The sequence below is a fragment of the Kitasatospora sp. NPDC004614 genome (assembly GCF_042873675.1).
GTDB lineage: Bacteria > Actinomycetota > Actinomycetes > Streptomycetales > Streptomycetaceae > Kitasatospora.
The window spans coordinates 919,567-932,651 of sequence record NZ_JBIALR010000001.1 but is presented as its reverse complement, the minus strand read 5'-3'; the positions used below and the strand labels follow the sequence as shown (position 1 = coordinate 932,651).

The 13,085-nt window shown below is 72.0% G+C and carries 16 protein-coding genes and 2 pseudogenes; 5 read left to right on the top strand and 13 right to left on the bottom strand.

Translation table 11 applies throughout. From position 1 onward, the window contains the following. Positions 1 to 4: 4 nt before the first annotated feature. Genes ACFYST_RS04060 through ACFYST_RS04050 form a run of 3 tightly spaced genes read right to left on the bottom strand, consistent with a single transcriptional unit; the run spans position 5 to position 2,543 of the window. Complete coding sequence (locus ACFYST_RS04060; RefSeq protein WP_387859675.1) at positions 5 to 676, bottom strand: response regulator; 672 nt, start codon at positions 674 to 676, stop codon at positions 5 to 7. Continuing rightward, entirely contained in the window at positions 673 to 1,794 is a 1,122-nt protein-coding gene (locus ACFYST_RS04055; protein ID WP_387859674.1) for a sensor histidine kinase, read from the bottom strand. Before ACFYST_RS04055 ends, ACFYST_RS04060 begins: the two co-directional genes overlap by 4 nt. A 26-nt stretch (positions 1,795 to 1,820) precedes the next feature. Then, positions 1,821 to 2,543 carry a hypothetical protein gene (locus ACFYST_RS04050; RefSeq protein WP_387859672.1) on the bottom strand — a complete coding sequence of 241 codons (723 nt, stop codon included), beginning with the start codon at positions 2,541 to 2,543 and terminating at the stop codon, positions 1,821 to 1,823. Positions 2,544 to 2,645: 102 nt separating this feature from the next. On the opposite strand from ACFYST_RS04050, the gene ACFYST_RS04045 reads away from it, so the two are divergent. Beyond that, positions 2,646 to 3,149, top strand: coding sequence for an AAA family ATPase (locus ACFYST_RS04045; RefSeq protein WP_387859670.1), 504 nt, complete (start codon positions 2,646 to 2,648; stop codon positions 3,147 to 3,149). Positions 3,150 to 3,177: 28 nt separating this feature from the next. On the opposite strand, the gene ACFYST_RS04040 is transcribed toward ACFYST_RS04045, so the two are convergent. The 5 genes and pseudogenes from ACFYST_RS04040 to ACFYST_RS04020 form a co-directional block, all read right to left on the bottom strand. Beyond that, entirely contained in the window at positions 3,178 to 3,825 is a 648-nt protein-coding gene (locus tag ACFYST_RS04040; protein WP_387859669.1) for a Fic family protein, read from the bottom strand. Further along, complete coding sequence (locus ACFYST_RS04035) at positions 3,815 to 4,477, bottom strand: hypothetical protein (RefSeq protein ID WP_387859667.1); 663 nt, start codon at positions 4,475 to 4,477, stop codon at positions 3,815 to 3,817. Before ACFYST_RS04035 ends, ACFYST_RS04040 begins: the two co-directional genes overlap by 11 nt. Positions 4,478 to 4,732: 255 nt before the next feature. Continuing rightward, positions 4,733 to 5,257 (bottom strand): hypothetical protein, encoded by a 525-nt coding sequence (locus ACFYST_RS04030; RefSeq protein ID WP_387634674.1) that lies wholly within the window; start codon positions 5,255 to 5,257, stop codon positions 4,733 to 4,735. Positions 5,258 to 5,295: 38 nt separating this feature from the next. Beyond that, positions 5,296 to 5,771: pseudogene (locus ACFYST_RS04025) on the bottom strand (diadenosine tetraphosphate hydrolase). 45 nt (positions 5,772 to 5,816) lie between these two features. Continuing rightward, on the bottom strand, positions 5,817 to 7,079 hold the full coding sequence (locus ACFYST_RS04020) for an esterase/lipase family protein (RefSeq protein WP_387859665.1): 1,263 nt from the start codon (positions 7,077 to 7,079) through the stop codon (positions 5,817 to 5,819). A gap of 294 nt (positions 7,080 to 7,373) precedes the next feature. Here ACFYST_RS04020 and ACFYST_RS04015 point away from each other — a divergent pair, with 294 nt between their 5' ends. Both ACFYST_RS04015 and ACFYST_RS04010 read left to right on the top strand, forming a co-directional pair. Beyond that, positions 7,374 to 7,769, top strand: a complete 396-nt coding sequence (locus ACFYST_RS04015) for a ribonuclease domain-containing protein (protein ID WP_387634683.1) — start codon at positions 7,374 to 7,376, stop codon at positions 7,767 to 7,769. A gap of 145 nt (positions 7,770 to 7,914) precedes the next feature. Beyond that, positions 7,915 to 8,241: a MoaF N-terminal domain-containing protein gene (locus ACFYST_RS04010; protein ID WP_387634685.1), complete on the top strand. Its 327-nt coding sequence runs from the start codon at positions 7,915 to 7,917 to the stop codon at positions 8,239 to 8,241. Between the two features lie 24 nt (positions 8,242 to 8,265). Here ACFYST_RS04010 and ACFYST_RS04005 read toward each other — a convergent pair whose 3' ends face one another. Next, positions 8,266 to 9,453 carry an alpha/beta hydrolase gene (locus ACFYST_RS04005; protein WP_387859664.1) on the bottom strand — a complete coding sequence of 396 codons (1,188 nt, stop codon included), beginning with the start codon at positions 9,451 to 9,453 and terminating at the stop codon, positions 8,266 to 8,268. 376 nt (positions 9,454 to 9,829) lie between these two features. Continuing rightward, positions 9,830 to 9,973 (bottom strand): annotated as a pseudogene (locus tag ACFYST_RS04000) (SDR family oxidoreductase); the annotation flags it as partial. Between ACFYST_RS04000 and ACFYST_RS03995 the strand changes: the two are divergent. Continuing rightward, positions 9,941 to 10,480 (top strand): TetR/AcrR family transcriptional regulator, encoded by a 540-nt coding sequence (locus ACFYST_RS03995; protein ID WP_387859663.1) that lies wholly within the window; start codon positions 9,941 to 9,943, stop codon positions 10,478 to 10,480. The pseudogene ACFYST_RS04000 and the gene ACFYST_RS03995 sit on opposite strands and share 33 nt — an antisense overlap. A gap of 103 nt (positions 10,481 to 10,583) precedes the next feature. On the opposite strand, the gene ACFYST_RS03990 is transcribed toward ACFYST_RS03995, so the two are convergent. Beyond that, the gene (locus ACFYST_RS03990) at positions 10,584 to 11,447 is read right to left on the bottom strand and encodes a universal stress protein (protein WP_387859661.1); all 864 of its coding nucleotides are present in this window, start codon (positions 11,445 to 11,447) and stop codon (positions 10,584 to 10,586) included. Positions 11,448 to 11,724: 277 nt separating this feature from the next. Between ACFYST_RS03990 and ACFYST_RS03985 the strand changes: the two genes are divergently transcribed. Continuing rightward, entirely contained in the window at positions 11,725 to 12,399 is a 675-nt protein-coding gene (locus ACFYST_RS03985) for an SMI1/KNR4 family protein (RefSeq protein ID WP_387859659.1), read from the top strand. 34 nt (positions 12,400 to 12,433) lie between these two features. On the opposite strand, the gene ACFYST_RS03980 is transcribed toward ACFYST_RS03985, so the two are convergent. Next, positions 12,434 to 12,718 (bottom strand): DUF2568 domain-containing protein, encoded by a 285-nt coding sequence (locus ACFYST_RS03980; RefSeq protein WP_387859658.1) that lies wholly within the window; start codon positions 12,716 to 12,718, stop codon positions 12,434 to 12,436. Next, positions 12,703 to 13,053 carry a hypothetical protein gene (locus tag ACFYST_RS03975; RefSeq protein WP_387634701.1) on the bottom strand — a complete coding sequence of 117 codons (351 nt, stop codon included), beginning with the start codon at positions 13,051 to 13,053 and terminating at the stop codon, positions 12,703 to 12,705. The genes ACFYST_RS03980 and ACFYST_RS03975 overlap by 16 nt, the downstream gene beginning before the upstream one ends. Between the last annotated feature and the right edge of the window lie 32 nt (positions 13,054 to 13,085).

Genomic DNA, 13,085 nt, shown 5'->3' with positions numbered 1-13,085 from the left:
CTGGTTACACCAGGCCCGACTCGTAGGCAGCGATCACCAGTTGGGCCCGGTCGCGGGCCGCGAGCTTGGCCAGCAGCCGACCGATGTGGGTCTTCACCGTGCCCGCGCTCAGGTGCAGGTACGCCCCGATCTCGCCGTTCGACAGCCCGCGGGCCACCAGCACCAGCACCTCCCGCTCCCGGGGCGTCAGTTGCTCGGGGCCGACGGCCGCGGCCGGTCCGCGGCCCGCCGTCTGCCTCGGGACTGGCAGGCGGGCGAACTCGGCGATCAGCCGGCGCGTCACCGACGGCGCCAGCAGCGCGTCGCCCGCCGCCACCGTGCGGATTCCGTCCAGCAGCACCGCAGGCGAGGTGTCCTTGAGCAGGAAGCCCGCCGCACCCGCCCGCAACGCCCCGTACACGTACTCGTCCAGGTCGAAGGTGGTCAGCACCAGCACCCGGGTGGCCGCCGTCTCCGGTGCGCCGGTGATCCGCCGGGTCGCCTCGATGCCGTCCAGCATGGGCATCCGGATGTCCATCAGCACCACGTCCGGCCGCAGGCGCGCGGTCGCGGCCACCGCCTGCTCACCGTCCTCGGCCTCGCCGACCACCTCGAGTCCGGGCGCGGTGTCGATCAGCAGCCCGAAACTCCCCCGCAGCAGCGGCTGGTCGTCGGCCACCAGCACCCGCACCGTCACGCGCCCTCCCCCGTCCCGTCCACCGGCAGCACGGCCGACACCCTGAACCCACCGCCCGGCCGGGGCCCGGCGCTGAGCGTTCCGCCGTACATCATCACCCGCTCCCGCATCCCGGCCAGCCCGTGCCCACCACCCGACACACGACGGCCCGGCACCCGCCCGGCACCGTCGTCGGACACCTCCACCCTTACCTCGCCCGTCAGTTGACGGACCGTCACCTCGCACCCCGTCCCCGGCCCGGCGTGCCGCAGGACATTGGTGAGCGCCTCCTGGACGATCCGGTGCACGGTCAGCGCGACCCCGGCGGGCAGCGTCGGCCCCGGCTGCACCTCGCACGACACCCGCACCCCCGCGTCCACCGCCCGCCGGACCAGCACCGGCAGCTCGCCCAGCCCCGGCGCCGGCCCCTCCGCCGCGTCCGCGTCGCGCAGCACCCCGAGCGCCCGGCGCATCTCGGTCAGCGCCTCCCGCCCGGTCCGCTCGATCTCCCGGACGGCCGCCCGGACCTCCGCCGGCCGCACCTCCGCGACATGGTCGGCGACCGCCGCCTTCACCACGATCACGCTCAGACTGTGCGACACGATGTCGTGCAACTCCCGTGCGATCCGCAGCCGTTCCGCCACCAGCGCCGCCTCCGCCGACCGCTGCGCGCGCTCCGCCGACCGCACCCGCCCGGCCCGCACCGCACGGCCGCCCGCCCAGGCCGCACCGAGCACCAGCGCCGTCACCGCCGCCGTCCCAACCGCCTCCCCGACCGTCCCCGACGGCGTCACCACTCCCTCGCCGAGCACCACCGCACCCGCCGACACCACGACCGCCGCCGCCAACGCCACCTCCGCCCGCCGGACCGGCTCCAGCAGAGCCACCGCATAACCCGCCAACGCGGCCGCCACGAACGGCTCCCTCGTCACATCGAGCAACGTGGCCGCCACCGAACTGCCCACCACCACAGCCAGCACCACCAACGGCCACCGCCGCCGCACCGCCAACGGGCCACCGACACCGAGCGCCACCAACACCGCCAGCCACGACGGGCCGGTGAACCCCGGCTCGCCGCCGTCCGCCGCCATCGCCAGATACGCCGCCACCGCCACGGCCGCGACTGCCGCGTCAACCACCCATAGATGCAAGCCCGTTCGCACCCTCATCCCGCCTGTCCGACCAACACCATCGCCACGCCCACCGCCACCACCAGCAACACCCGCCCCGCCACCGTCCGGCCCGCCGGCCGCGGCCCGTCCCGCCACACCGCCACCCCCAACGGCACCAGTGCCACGCACAACCCCACCGCCGCCACCACCGATCCCACCGTCGCCCCCTTCAACACACCCAAAGGCATCGCCGCCCCCGCCGCCAACGCCACCGCCCGCACCGGCCCCAACACCCCTGCCCGCCAAGCCCCCCACGCCAGCAACACCCATCCGCCCATGATCGCCGCATTCAACGCACTGAACACATGGAACGCCCCGTACGACCCCGCCACCAGCGCCGTCGCCTCCCCCGCACCACGCTGCGCCACCAGCTGGAACGCCAAATGGTCCACCCCCGCGTGGAACGCCCGCGCACACAACCCCAGAACCGTCAACGTCCCGCCCCACCAAGCCAGTTCAGGCCTCCGCTGGGCCACCCGCCCAGCCAGCAGCGCCACCCCCGGCAGCAGCAGCGTCCACCCCGCCGACACCAACCCGTAGGAGACAGCCATCAGTTGAGGGCGCTCCCGAAACGCCGCCAACTGAGCCGGAAAGAAGAAGTCGTACCGCCACCGCACCACCACCCCCGCCACCACCAACACCGGCCCCACCACCAGCGCCGCCGCCCCCACCCAACGCCCCGGAAACCCGACCCACCCGCTCCGCATCTCATCCATGCCCCCAACCCTTCCGCCCCCGGGCCACCCCCGTCGTCGGAGCCAGGTCCACACTTCGCCATCAGACCCAGGTCCGACCTCCGGTTGATCTAACCTTTCTTCGTGACACAGCAATTGAGCACCGTGGTGCTGATGTGCGGCCTCCCGGGAGCGGGCAAGACCACCCACGCGATGGGACTCGTGCAACGCGGCTTCACCCGCCTCTCCATCGACGAGGTGGTCTGGCAGCGCATCGGCCAACGCGACGCCGGCCTGGCGCTGGAGTTCGAGGCGTACGACCGGCTCAAGGAGGAAGTCCGCCGGGAGCAGCGGCAGCAGCTGATCGAACTGATGCTGGCCGGCCGCGACGTGGTGATCGACTACAGCTTCTGGAGCCGCACCGCCCGCGACGACTACAAGGCACTCATCGAACACCACGGCTGCCGCTGGGAACTCATCCACCTCAAGGCCGACCCCGCAACGCTGAAGCGCCGCCTGGCAGTTCGCAACGCCGAACAGGGCGCCAACTGCGTCACCGTGGACGAGTCGCTGTTCGCACGCTACCTGGCCAACTTCGAGGAACCGCGCGGAGAGGGCGAACAGGTCTTCGTGCAGTCCTCGGCCTGAAGGCCCTCCCCGCTCATTTCAACTGGCGTTACAGCTCAACCTGTTGACTTCTTCTCACTGCTGCCCGGCGGCGGGCGGCCCGGATCAGGACAGTGATCAGCTCAGCAAGATCGGCCGCACCGGCCGGATCGTCGGCGTAGCGGGTGACGGTCAGCGGGGCGACCAGATCGAGCCGGATGCCGGCCAACTCCAGTACGTAACAGGCCGCCAGCATCGCCGAACGCCCGTTGCCGTCCGGGAACGGATGGAAGAACGCAACGTCCAGATACGCGCGCGCCGCCCGCGCGGCCGGCGGCAGGCGGGTGTCCGCACTCTCCAGCAGACAATCCGCGAAGTCGCCCCACAATGACGGCACGTACCCGTACCGCTCCCGGCCACCCTTTGCGAACGCGTCGGTGGTCCGGAACGCCAACTCCTCTGCCGCGAGCACTCGTTGCTGCCAGCTCAGCAGCACCTCCGGAGTCAGCGGTCTCCGCTGCTCGGCATCCGCCCTCATCAACTCCACTGCCGCCGCCAACCGTTGAGCGCGCAGCGGCGAACGCTGCCGCCCTTCGGTGTCGATCCAGGCACTCAACCCGTCGGCCGCGGGGCGCAGCGGCCCACGCTCGTCAGCCGTGGCCGCCCAATCGACCTTCCGCCTCACTGTGCGCCAGACGGCAAGCGCGTCAGTGCTCACGGTAGGTCCGGTGTCCGGTGACGCCGAGCGCGAGGTCCTCGCAGACCGCCCCGACCACAGCAAAGCCGGGCGCCGTCCAGCTCTCGAAGCGGCCACCGATCGCATCCTCCACCAGCCTGGCCGCCCGCTCGCCCTCGATCCCGACCGAAGCCAGGTACCAGCTGAGCGTCCTGCAGCAGAGATGGTGCCAACCGCATGCGCCGGACGTCGCATCCAGCACCGTGGTCACCAGCCGGACCGCCGCCCGCTCGATCGCCCAACTCCGGTCCTCCCCAGTTGCATTCGCCACTGGGGCCAGTTCGACGAACCGCTCGGCCAACCGCTCCGCCCACGCCCGCCACTCCAGCAGCGACTCCACCACCGCACGCGATGCCGCCTCCGGCCCCTCGCGCAACGAATGCCCCGCACAACACCAACTCTGAACCGGCCCGCCGCCCCCACCCTCCCCAACGGCCCAATGCCACCCGCACGCCCACACGCCGTACCGCCCGACCAGCAGGTCCGTCACCTGGCCGACGAACTCATAACGGTCGCCCGAAGCGCCGACGGGCGGCCCCAACGCGAGTACCGCCGCAGCGAGTTCGTCCTGCGCGTCCGCATCGAGCGAGAACGGGGTCCGGTCGGGGTCCACCTCGGACCAGGACAACGACATCGGATGACGGCGAGCGGAAACGGGTCCTCCCAGGATCGAAGCAGCACACGAACAACCGCCCGATCCTGCCAGCCGCGACAACGCCCCGCCACTCGGTTTCCGGCCCCTGCATTTCCGCCTTGGCCAACGCCCTCGCTGCTTCTTCGTCAGCCCCGGCCGGCCGACCCGCGACTCAGGGCCCAGCTCGCCCGCGGAGCCGCCACGGGCGTGGCCCGCGCCGTCACCACCTGGGTGCTCGACCGGATCGCCGAGCACTCAGCTGATCAGCGCCCGGTACGACGAGCCCTCGGGCGTGTAGATCAGATCGAATTCGCGTCCGATGCCAGTCGCGGTCAGGTGCAGGCGGGCAAGCGCCTCGGCGGCCGTCGGGTAGCTGAGTCCGAGGGTGGCGGCGACGGCATCCCGGTCGGCCAGCAGCGCGGGCTCGTCCTCCAAGTACTCGGCTTCGGCCGCCTCGCTCTCCTCCGCCGTGCAGTTCGGGCAGTCGCGCCACCAGGGTGCGGCGAGCAGCAGGCGCAGCAGTTCGGGCAGTCCGACGGCGAGGAGGGCGGCGCCGCCCTCGGAGTCGGCGAACAGGATCGGACGTCCCTCGCCGCCCTCGCCGCAGAAGAAGTACGTCCCGCCACCGCCGTCCCCGGCGAACGGCTCCAACGAAAGGCCGTTCGCCAGGTGGACCGGTTCCACGTGTTCGGTGCGGGGGAGGTCGAGTTCGCCCGGCCAGTTGAAGTAGTCGGCGACGGCGTCGTGGTCACGGATCATGGCGAGCAAAGACGTTGGCATGCCCGGCACTGTAGTGCGGACGGCCGACACAGGGACGCCTATGCCGAGCGCAGCCGATCCAGCTCGTTCCCGATCGCCTCGCGCAACGCATCGTGCTGCGGACCGAGTGCGTACTGCGCATCGGTCCACCTGTCGCGCGGATACAGCCACACCGGCATCCGCACCAACTCGCTCGGTTCCCAGTCGAACCGCGGCCACACGTGCGCGTGCAGGAACCCGTCGGTGTTGCCCAGGATCTCCAGATTGACCCGCCGGAAGGCCGGATCCATCCGGGCGCATGCCCGCTCGACTGCTTCCCCGAGCTGCTCCATCTCGGACAGGAAGGTCAGCCGCTTGCCCTTGGGCAGGTCCGACAGTCGTTCCACCCGGGGTCGTCCGCCAGGAGCACCGAGTAGCCCGGCAGGAACTGCACATCGCCGATCACCGCGAACCCCGCGCTCAAGTGCCGTACGACTGCGGGGTTTTCGCCCCGCAGCGCACTCCCGATCCGATCCGTCCGCCAGTCGTCAACCATGTGCCAGAACCTACCTGGCCGCAGTCGCCTCCCGGCACGGCACCGCTACGCCAGCCAGGCCGTCACCTGGCTCACCGCCGCGCTCCCCCAGGCCAGTTCCATGTGGTTCAGCCCGCTGAGCAGCGCGGTGCCGCCGACCTTCCCGATGCCGGTGGTGTCCAGCGCGCTGGCGGTGAAGACCAGGCCGTCGCTCGGGCCGCGGCCCTCGTTCAGGATGCCGGGGATGTCGGCCGAGCCGCCGGCCAGCAGGTAGGTGGAAATGCCGACCGGAACGCCCGCCTGCTGGAGGGGCTTGATCAGGGAGCCGGCGTCGATCGCGGCCTGGATGCCCTGGCCGGAGGTGTAGAAGCCCTGGCCGCCGTAGTAGGTGGTCCACCAGTCCTGCATGGTGCTGTCGACGCCGTAGGGGCCGTCCCAGCGGGCGAGCAGTTGGCGCTGGCCGGGGAAGCAGTCGTAGCCGCCGGTGGGGAGTACGCCGAGGCAGGGCTGCGAGGTGTAGGTGCCGTAGCAGGTCATGTACAGGTGGGGGGACGGGGCGTTGGCGGTACCGCCGCAGGCGGGCCAGGTGGCCAGGGAGAAGGCCCAGCCGTGCGCGTAGGTGTAGTCGAGGCCGCCGTTGGGGCCGCCGAGGGTGACGAGCTTGCGGACGTCGCCGGCGTAGGCGCGTCCCCAACTCGGCTTCACGGACGAGACGTAGGAGCGCGCCGCGACCTCGCCCTTGCTCCACGCCACCACGTCGACCTGGGCCGCGCCGGTGCGGGCCTTGATGACGGCGATGGCGTCGCCGACGGCCTGGGCCTGCATCAGGTTGTCGCCCTGCTTGTGCGCGAATCCGATCGCGAACACCCGGTGGCCGGCTGCGGCCAGCGCCTGCGCCATGCCGGTGCTGGGGCAGTTGGACGCGCCGCAGTTGCCGGTCTCGCCGGGGTTCGCCCAGGCCCGGTCGGCGTTGTCGTTGGCGCCGTGCACCAGGAGGACGGGCGTCCCGGCGGCGGTGTTCCAGCCCTGCGCGCTGTACAGCAGGAACCGGCCGGAGAACGGGCGCTTCACGCCGCCGAAGTACGTGACCCGCGTGCCGTCCTGGTCGCCGCGCCCGTCGGACGGGTACTGCTCCTGCGTGAACCCGGAGGTGCCGTCCAGGTAGCGCTCGACCTGCGCCCAGCCGTTGCCCGGCGAGCCGAACACGGCTTCCTTGGTGAGGTAGGAGGGGACTGCGGTGGCCGCGGCGGCCTGGGTGGGGGTGAGGCCGAGCGCGAGCAGCGCGCCGGCCAACAGGGCGGTGAACACGGACCTGAGCGGGTGGCGCACCTGGTCCTCCTTCAACTGATGGGTGGCCGCCGACCGTCGACCACGTGGGGGTGGGACGGTCGGCGGCCCGACTGTGGGTCAGGTCACATTAGGGGCGACGGTCGCGGCCACCCATGTGTCAGGACCACAGGGTGCGGAGCCGGGCGGTGTCGGCGCACCACAAGCCGGATGCCCCCGCACCGCGAATCGGTGTCGGTACTCCGCGCGACGGCCGGGTTTCCCGGCCACGACCCGTGGGTGAAGTGTTCGCGACAAGGGTTACGGGGGCGGCTGACGTGGCGTCACACTGCGGGCATGCGAATGACTCTCCGCGCGTTGAAGATCCGGGCCGTCTCGGTCGCCGCCCTCGGCCTGCTGACCCTCGCCCCCACCGCCGTGGCCACCACCGAGGCGCACGCGGCCGTCAGCGGGAACATCTGCTACTCGGCGCTGCCCAGCCAGGGCCGTGACACCATCCGCCTGATCGACGCCGGCGGGCCGTTCCCGTACTCCCAGGACGGCGTCACCTTCCAGAACCGCGAGGGTGTGCTGCCCGCCCAGTCGCTCGGCTACTACCACGAGTACACGGTCATCACCCCGGGCAGCCCGACCCGTGGCACCCGACGCATCATCACCGGCAAGGTCTTCCACGAGGACTACTACACGGCCGACCACTACGTGACGTTCCGCCGCGTCGACTTCGCCTGCTGATCGGGCCCCCGGTTCCGAGTCGGGTCCGATAGGTTGGGGCGGGTACGGCCACACCGGTCGCACTGGCTGCACCAGCTGCACCAGCTGCGCTGGCTGCACCGGCCGCACCCGCCCACCGCACCGATCGCCGAAGGACCGCCCACACATGACCGCCGCTCTGCCGGGCTTCGCCGGCCGCACCTACCTTTTCGAGGTCGACAACGGCGCGGCCTTCCGCAACTCCTACTCCGCGGACGGCACCCGGCTGCGCTGGGAGGGCCTCGGCGAGTCCGCCGGCCAGTACGAGGACGTCGCGCTGCACGCCGCCGCGATCGCCCCGGGCATCTGGTTCGTCTCCTGGACCGAGCGCAGCGGCATCACGGTCAGCCACGTCATGGACCTCAACGCCCTCACCGTCAAGGTCTTCTGGACCTGGGAGGGCGAGACCGGCCGGGTCGGCGAACTCCACACCGGTACCCTCACCCCGGCCTGACCCGCGTCCCCCCGCCGGCTTCCCTCACGCCTTCAGGTGCGCGGACAGGAACTGGAATCCGGAGGGGAGCAGCTTGATCCAGGTGGCGAAGTTGTGGCCGCCCTCGGGGACGGACGCGACGCCGGTGGTCATCGGCGGCTTGGCAGCCGCGGTGAAGGCGTCGGCGTCCTTGCGGAAGTCGCCGTCGCCCTTCTCGGCGCCGCTGAGCATGATCGCGGTGGCGGGCATCGGCAGGTGCTGGAGGCGCCACAGCAGGTCGGCCTCGTCGCGGCGCTGCTGGCTGCCCTTGAACAGGTCGCCGGTGGTGACGTCCTCGGCGGCCTTCAGGTAGCCGGAGATGGAGACGCCGCCGGCGAACACCTCGGGGTGCCGCATGGCGACCTTCGCGGCGCAGTAACCGCCGGTGGAGTTGCCCATGATGCCCCAGGCGGCGGGGCCGGTGGAGGTCCGGTAGGTGGCGGAGATCGCGCGCGGGACGTCCTTGGCGAAGTAGGTCTCGGCCTGCGGCCCGCCGGGGACGTTCTCGCATTCGGGGTCGGCGGGCATCGCGGGCGAGGGGCGCATCAGGATCAGGACGGTGGGCTGCATCCGGCCGGCCCGCATCTCGTCGAGCGCGACGCCGGGGTAGTTGAAGCGGGTGATCAGTGCCTTGGCGTCGCCGGGGAAGCCGGTCATCGCGATGACGGCCGGGAACTTCTTCTGCTCGTTGCCGGGCTGGAAGTACTGCGGGGGCAGGTAGACGTATCCGTCGGTGCTCAGGCCGGTGCGCGCGCCGGGGATGCGCACGGAGCGGATCTCGCCGACCTTCTGCGGGTCGCGTCCGAGCGTGGTGTTGACGGGTTCCTTGCCGGTTTCCTGGGCGGGCAGCACGGGCAGGTTGGTGGGCTCGGGCTCCGCGCTCGGGCTGGAGCTGGGGGCGGCCGTGGCCCCGACGGGCGCGACGGGCGCGGCGGCGGCCTTCACGGACACCGGGCCGTCCTTGCCGGTGCCCAGCAGGTCGTTCCAACTGCTGTAGAACGAGAAGTAGTTGTTCACCAGCAGGCCGATCACGGCGAGCAGCGCGAGCTGGCTTCCGAACAGCATGCCGATCCGGCCGAGGACGGCCCGCCAGTGGCGGTTCGCGACTGCGGGCCACCACCAGACGGTGGCGCCGAGCACCATCAGCGCGATCTCGATCGTGAACAGCAGCAGTGTGGTGCTGGTCAGCCCCATGGCCGTGATCCCCGTGTCTTCCCCTCGCCGCGCGCCCACGAGCCAGTGGCAGACGGACTCGGCGCGGCCGTGCCGAACGTGCCGGCTAAGTATGCACGCTGCACCGGGGACGCCGGCGGCCACCCGAACGGTTCCGTCCCGCCGCCCGCGCACGATCGAGCGGGACGGCGGAACGGACGGGACGGACGGGACGGGACGGGACGGACGGGACGGGACGGGACGGACGGGACGGGACGGGACGGACGGGACGGGACGGGACGGGCGTGGCGGGACGGGACGGGCGTGGCGGATGCGACGGGTGTGACGGGGGGCCGGCAGTTGACCGGCGTCCGGCGTGGGTGTCGCTGTCAACCGGCGCCAGGCGTACGCGCCGCCGTCAGGCGTGGGTCCCGCCGTCGATGCGGATCTCGGTGCCGGTGACGAACGCGCCGTCGTCCGAGGTGAGCATCGCGATCACGCCGGCCACCGTCTCGGGCCCGGCGAAGCCGTGGCCGATCGCGGGCTGGAGCTTGGCGAACCAGGCACCGCCGGCATCTCGCTGCGCACCTTCTACCGCTACTTCCGCACCAAGGAGGACGCCGTCGCCCCGCTGCTCGCCGACGGCTCCCGCCAGTGGATCGAGCTGCTCGCCACCACCGCACCCGGCACCCCGCTGCTGCCCGCCCTGGTGGAATCCGCCCGCGGCGCACTCGACCCCGCCCCCGGCCGCCCCGCCGAATCCCCCCTCGCCTGGACCAGGGGCCTGCTCCGCGCCATGCCCGACGACCCTGCCCTCCGCGACGTCCGGCACCGCACCCAGCACGACGCCGAGGCCGCCCTGCGCCCCGTCCTGGCCGCCCGCACCGACCTCTCCCCCGACAGCCTGGACGTCCGCCTGTCGGCCGCCGCCGCCAACGCCGCGATGCGGGTCGCCGTCGAGGCCTGGGCCGCGGGCGACACCGACCCGTCCGGCGCCGCCGACCTCGCCGAAACCGCCGTCCGCCGCCTGGCGGGGCCACTCACCGACCCGAACTTACGCCCGGCCTGAGGCCCCGCCCGCACCCGTCCGCCCGCACCCGTCCGCCCGGTCATCCGCCGGGCGGACTCCCACCCCTCAACTCCCCTACCAATAAAGCTTGTTCATACCGGATTCATACCGGCACAACCGCCACCGGACACTGCGCGTGATGCAGGACGGCATGCACGGGCGTCGCCAGCCGCAGACCGAAGCGCGACGCCGGCTGATGCCGCGAGAGCACCACCAGCGAGGCGGCGCGCGACTCCTCGACCACGGTCGCGGCGGTGTTGCCGGTCAGTTGCTGCGACTGCATCTCGACGGCCGGGAACTCCTCCCGCACCGGATCGCAGGTGCGCACCAGCAGTTGCTCGTGCAGCTGGTTCTCCTCCCCCAGCTCGTCCACCATCGGCGCCATCCGCCCGACATCCGCGACCACCGGCGACCAGGTGTGCAACGCCCGCACCACCGACCCCCGCCGGGCAGCCGTCTCGCACCCGAACCGCAACGCGGCCGCGTCCCGTTCGTCGTGCACCGCCACCAGCACCGGCCCGTCGGGATACTCCGTCCCGCGCACCACCACCACCGGACACGCCGCATGCGCGGCCACCCGCAGACTGACCGACCCCAGCAGCAACGACGCGAACCCGCCGTGCCCACGCGTCCCCAACACCGCCAGACCGGCGTGCTCGGCGGCCGTCAGCACCGCCTCCGCCGCATCGCGCGGAACAACGTCACCGGTGATCCGCAACCCCGGGTGCGCAGCCTCCAGCCCCGCCCGGACGGACTCCAGCAGCTCCTCCGCCTCGCGCAGGATCAGATCCGTGACGGTCGTCCCGGTACGCGGCGAGAGCGTGACGGTCCCCGTATTGACGGCATGCACCAGGTGAAGACTCTCCCCCCGCCGCTCGGCCTCCCGGGCCGCCCACTCCGCGGCCTCGTTCGAAGGCGCCGAACCGTCAACCCCGGCAATCACCCCACTGGGTCCCCTGATCTCCATCACACACTCCTCGGACCAGGCTCGTTCCTTCCAGCATGCGCCGCCCCGCACCACCGGCCAAGCAGGGACGGCGCGGGCCCTGGAAAACGCTTTCCCACTGGGGGCCTGGCCGTTGCATTCGGCCGTACGGAAACCGCTTTCCGCCTTGGCCCCGCCGCCGCCCAGAACTCCCGCAACAGCCTGCTTCCCAGCGCATCGGCGAGCGCATCGCTCTGGGCGCGGGTGAGGCTGAGCGCCCACAGCACCGCCGACTCGTCGATCGGCTACCTTGCCAAACATGCAGGCAGTGGACTGGACCGAGGTACGGCACCGGACTGTCGCCCTCTTCGCGCAGCGGGGAACGGGCATCAACGGCCGGAGCGGTCTCCCGGACGTTCTGACCGAGACGCAAGTACGCCAGGCCGAGGAACAGTTCGACGTGACGTTCCCCGACGACTACCGCCAGTACCTGCTGCACGTCAGCGCCGGCGGCAAGGTACGGACGCTGCGGTTCGACGGCTCGCGCTGGGACTGGGACGGCGCCGCGCCTTGGAAGAACGGGAAGCTGCATGTCCCCTTCCCCAGCCACGACACCGCGCTCGCAGCGTCCGACTACCTCTGTGACCGCGAGCCGAACCGGGAGGACTTCGCCTCCGAGGCGGCCTACCAGGCCGATTACGACGCCTGGGACGAGGCCGTGGGCGCGGCCGAGGACGCCCGAACCACCGGTGCCGTCTTCCTCCTGGAACACGGCTGCGGCTTCTCCACACTCCTGGTGGTCACCGGCCCCATGCGAGGCCGCATGTGGTGGGACGGGCGCGCAGCGTGCGATCGCCTGAGCCCGCTACTGAACGACGACCACGAGGCCGCGACATTCGAAGAGTGGTACCTCGACTGGCTCGCCCACGAGGAGTCCCGAACCACGTCCGACAGCAGCCGCGACCCCGCACGCTCACCCATCTGCGACCGCTAGGTCGGCAGGAAAAGTCCGATACAGCGGGCCTGACCTACCTCCGCCGCCAACTCCCGGCCGCCGCGAGGGCGCCCGTGCCGAACCAGCAGATCTCGAACGCCACCCGCGCCAGGCCGCGCAAGGCGTGCGTGGCGGTCGGTGCGGCGAACTGGCCCCAGAGGACGGCGAGCAGGGCGACCGACCCGACGGCGCCGGCCGCGCGGAGGGCGCGGCGGCCGGGGCGGGTCCAGGCCCAGCGTGCGGCGGCTGCGTAGACGGCCAGTTCGGCGGCGAACACGAGTACGTCGACGGGTCCGACGCCGTTCACCGGGACAGCCACCAGGCGGTGGTGAGGTGCAGGACGGCGGCCGCGCCGGCGCCGATGGTCATGCCGACGTTCCGTTGCCGGACGCCGATCGCGGTGTCGCCCACCTGCGCCAGCCCGGCGACCACCAGCATCGGCCAGGCTGCGGCGCGCGAACCGGCGGCCAGGACAAGCGCGGTGACGAGTCCGAGCGGGACGGCGCGGACGGTGTAGGCCCCGGCGTAGAGGCGCGTCCCTGCGGTGATCGGCTCGTTCGCGGCCAGCACCAGTCCGGGGCGGATCGCCCCGGCCACACTGGATCCGGCGCTGAGCAGTGCAGCCACCGCGTTGGCTACCAGCAGACCGTTCATTCCATCTCCCCCTGAATCATTCGAACCCTGAA

Bases quoted from the DNA above. Each gene is read 5' to 3' on its own strand.
- ACFYST_RS04050 (WP_387859672.1), bottom strand. From the start codon at position 2,543: ATGGATGAGATGCGGAGCGGGTGGGTCGGGTTTCCGGGGCGTTGGGTG.
- ACFYST_RS04035 (WP_387859667.1), bottom strand. From the start codon at position 4,477: ATGTCGTTGTCCTGGTCCGAGGTGGACCCCGACCGGACCCCGTTCTCG.
- ACFYST_RS04030 (WP_387634674.1), bottom strand. From the start codon at position 5,257: ATGCCAACGTCTTTGCTCGCCATGATCCGTGACCACGACGCCGTCGCC.
- ACFYST_RS04015 (WP_387634683.1), top strand. From the start codon at position 7,374: ATGCGAATGACTCTCCGCGCGTTGAAGATCCGGGCCGTCTCGGTCGCC.
- ACFYST_RS04010 (WP_387634685.1), top strand. From the start codon at position 7,915: ATGACCGCCGCTCTGCCGGGCTTCGCCGGCCGCACCTACCTTTTCGAG.
- ACFYST_RS04005 (WP_387859664.1), bottom strand. From the start codon at position 9,453: ATGGGGCTGACCAGCACCACACTGCTGCTGTTCACGATCGAGATCGCG.
- ACFYST_RS03990 (WP_387859661.1), bottom strand. From the start codon at position 11,447: ATGGAGATCAGGGGACCCAGTGGGGTGATTGCCGGGGTTGACGGTTCG.
- ACFYST_RS03985 (WP_387859659.1), top strand. From the start codon at position 11,725: ATGCAGGCAGTGGACTGGACCGAGGTACGGCACCGGACTGTCGCCCTC.
- ACFYST_RS03975 (WP_387634701.1), bottom strand. From the start codon at position 13,053: ATGAACGGTCTGCTGGTAGCCAACGCGGTGGCTGCACTGCTCAGCGCC.